The sequence below is a fragment of the Dolichospermum sp. UHCC 0352 genome (genome assembly GCF_009711925.1).
In the GTDB taxonomy this organism is placed as follows: domain Bacteria; phylum Cyanobacteriota; class Cyanobacteriia; order Cyanobacteriales; family Nostocaceae; genus Dolichospermum; species Dolichospermum lemmermannii.
The window spans coordinates 1-2813 of record NZ_VIKY01000169.1; the positions used below are offsets into that span (position 1 = coordinate 1).

A 2813-nucleotide genomic window follows, 5' to 3' on the forward strand; every position below is an offset into this window, starting at 1 on the left:
AAATGCTTCGCCCGTACAGTTGTCAGTTGTCAAAAAGAAGAAAGAAGAAAGAAGAAGTTTTAATTGTGTCACCGCAACTTCTCAATACCCAGTGCAAGATATAAGATAAATTCTATGGAGTAGAAAAATCAAAAAATGTCTAACAACCGTTCTGGAATCTTTATTGGTGGTTTGATGTTAGGAGCAGCTATTGGCACTTTAGCAGGTTTATTAGTTGCTCCCCGCACAGGACGGGAAACCCGTAAACTTGTCAAAAAATCTGCCAATGCTATCCCCGAATTAGCAGAAGATATCACGACCAGCGTGCAAATTCAGGCAGATCGTCTTTCTAATAGCACCCTGCAAAACTGGGATGAAACTGTAGACAGACTGCGGGATGCGATCGCAGTTGGCATAGACGCTACCCAGCGCGAAAGCCAAAATTTAAACAAAAAAAATACTGTTGATGTCAGCAGCACCACAAACGATACTGATCCTTTGACCGAAAAACTAGAACGTTCATAAGTGGCATAACCGTGATTGATCCTTTGTTTTGGCTGGGACTATCCATCCTCCTAGTTGCTGCTAGTCTAACAGCCGTTTTGGTGGCAGCCATACCCGCTTTGCAGGAACTAGCCCATGCTGCTCGCAGTGCCGAAAAATTCTTTGATACCCTTTCACGGGAGTTGCCACCCACTCTCAACGCTATCCGCAACACCACCTTAGAAATAACCGAATTAACCGATGATGTTAGTGAAGGTGTTAAAAGTGCCGGTCAAGTTGTCAAACAATTTGATCAAAGTCTAGATACCGCCAAAAAACAAGCAGAAAATCTACAAATTAGCACCCGTAGTGTCTTCGTCGGCTTTAAAGCAGCTTGGACAAGCTTCGCTCGCAAAAAAAAACCAGGAGAAATGCGAAAACGCTGATCATTGAGAACGGGATTAAACACTGCCAAAACTGATCAACAGCGAGTAGTCACCAATTCCTAATTTCTCCATCAGATTTTGCTGAGATATCTAATATTAGAGTAAGGTAAAGAAGTGTAAAGAAGTATCACTTTTACATTAATCTTTGAAAAGCACTTTTTACATTCTCCCCTAGATAATAGTATAAGAACGTTCATGCACCTGTGTTTTTGGCGACGAATTTTAGTATCAATTGCCGTATTTGGCTTTATTGGCTCAATTTGGGCAATTAATTCTCCATCTGCCCTAGCTTATGAAAATCCCGATTTGTTACCCAGCTTTGTCACCCCAGTAGTAGATTTAGCAAAAACTCTCCCTGACCCCCAAGAAGAAAAGCTAGTTAAAGAATTAGAGCAGTTTGAAACTGATACTGGTTGGAAATTGCGCGTTTTAACCCAATACGACCGCACCCCAGGGAGAGCAGTAATCAAATATTGGGGTTTAGATGATAAAAGCATTCTCCTAGTAGCAGATGCTCGTGGTGGTAACATCCTCAGCTTTAGTGTTGGTGATGCCGTTTATGAATTCTTACCCCGCACCTTCTGGATTGAACTACAAACCCGCTTTGGTAACTTATACTTTGTCCGTGAAGAAGGAGAAGATCAAGCCATTCTCCAGGCTCTAAATTCAGTGAAAGGTTGCTTACTCAAAGGCGGTTGTAACGTCGTTCCTGGACTCCCTAGAGAACAATGGATACTCACCCTTGTTACCTCTGCTGTTGGGGGGATTATTTGTGGTTTTGCTGCCCAACCGCGCGGCGACAAAAAGATACTTGGTTGGCAATGGGCGTTAATTTTCTCACCTTTATGGGGAATATTATTTATTGCCTTCGGTATTGCTCCAGTTATTACCCGGACAAGCGATTGGTTGCCTCTCGTCCGCAATATTTCCGCTTTTGCCATTGGTGCTTTAGTAGCTTATTTATCCCCCGTGTTTAGTCGGACTTCCTCTAACGCTGAATCCTGAAAAGTTATAGGATACTGACTGGTAACTGGCAACTAGAAATAAATTCTGCCCAATTACTAATTGCCAATTACCAATCAACAAAGACTACGCACGGAAACTGATAAGCTAAAAACTAATACATTAAATAACAATGGAATGGCACGTAACTGACGCTCAAAGTTTGGCAATTATTGATACTGAAATTGGTGATCATATTTTTTCACCAGCAGAGTATGAAATCGTCCGCCGCGTAGTTTATGCTACAGCAGATTTAGAGTATAAATCCTTAATCCGGTTTTCAGAACAAGCATTACAAGCTGGAGCAGCCGCCCTAGTAGCACGTACTACCATTGTCGTAGATGCACCAATGGTACAAGCAGCCATAGCCCATGATATTCAAAATACATTTGCTAATCCAGTGTATTGCAGTATGGAAGCACTAACACGACCCCAAAAAGAAAAAACCCTTGCTGCTTGGGGGATTGAAACCCTAGCTAGGCGTTATCCAGAGGGAATATTTGTAGTTGGTCAAGCACAAACAGCATTAACTGCACTGGTTGAATTAATTGCAGCCGAAGAAATTAGACCCGCTTTAGTCATTGCTACCCCCGTAGGTTTTGCCAATTTAGAACCAGTAAAAGCACGATTACAAGAATCTCTAGTTCCTTACATCACTATTGAAGGTCGCAAGGGTAACGCTGTCGTAGCTGCTGCCATTGTTGACGGCTTAGTAGACTTGGCTTGGCAAGCCTATGGACAGGATAGAACTGGAGGGGGTTGAAGAGGTAGGGGAGGTAGGGGAGGTTGGGGAGGTAGGGGAGGTTGGGGAGGTTGGGGAGGTTGGGGAAGTAGGGAGAAGATTTTTACCAATCACCAATCACCAATTACCAATCACCAATCACCAATTACCAATCACCAATG

3 protein-coding genes and 1 pseudogene are annotated in these 2813 nt (G+C 42.9%); all 4 read left to right on the top strand.

The window, feature by feature from the left end; translation table 11 throughout:
- The first annotated feature begins 135 nt into the window (after positions 1-135).
- The 4 genes and pseudogenes from FJR06_RS11580 to FJR06_RS11595 all read left to right on the top strand — a co-directional run bounded on the left by FJR06_RS11580 (position 136) and on the right by FJR06_RS11595 (position 2673).
- Positions 136-504, top strand: coding sequence for a YtxH domain-containing protein (locus tag FJR06_RS11580; protein WP_168633003.1), 369 nt, complete (start codon positions 136-138; stop codon positions 502-504).
- A gap of 11 nt (positions 505-515) precedes the next feature.
- Positions 516-881 (top strand): annotated as a pseudogene (locus tag FJR06_RS11585) (hypothetical protein); the annotation flags it as partial.
- A 222-nt stretch (positions 882-1103) separates the two neighbouring features.
- Positions 1104-1913 carry a TPM domain-containing protein gene (locus FJR06_RS11590; protein ID WP_148760737.1) on the top strand — a complete coding sequence of 270 codons (810 nt, stop codon included), beginning with the start codon at positions 1104-1106 and terminating at the stop codon, positions 1911-1913.
- Positions 1914-2043: 130 nt separating this feature from the next.
- The gene (locus tag FJR06_RS11595) at positions 2044-2673 is read left to right on the top strand and encodes a precorrin-8X methylmutase (RefSeq protein WP_015079049.1); all 630 of its coding nucleotides are present in this window, start codon (positions 2044-2046) and stop codon (positions 2671-2673) included.
- Positions 2674-2813: the final 140 nt, after the last annotated feature.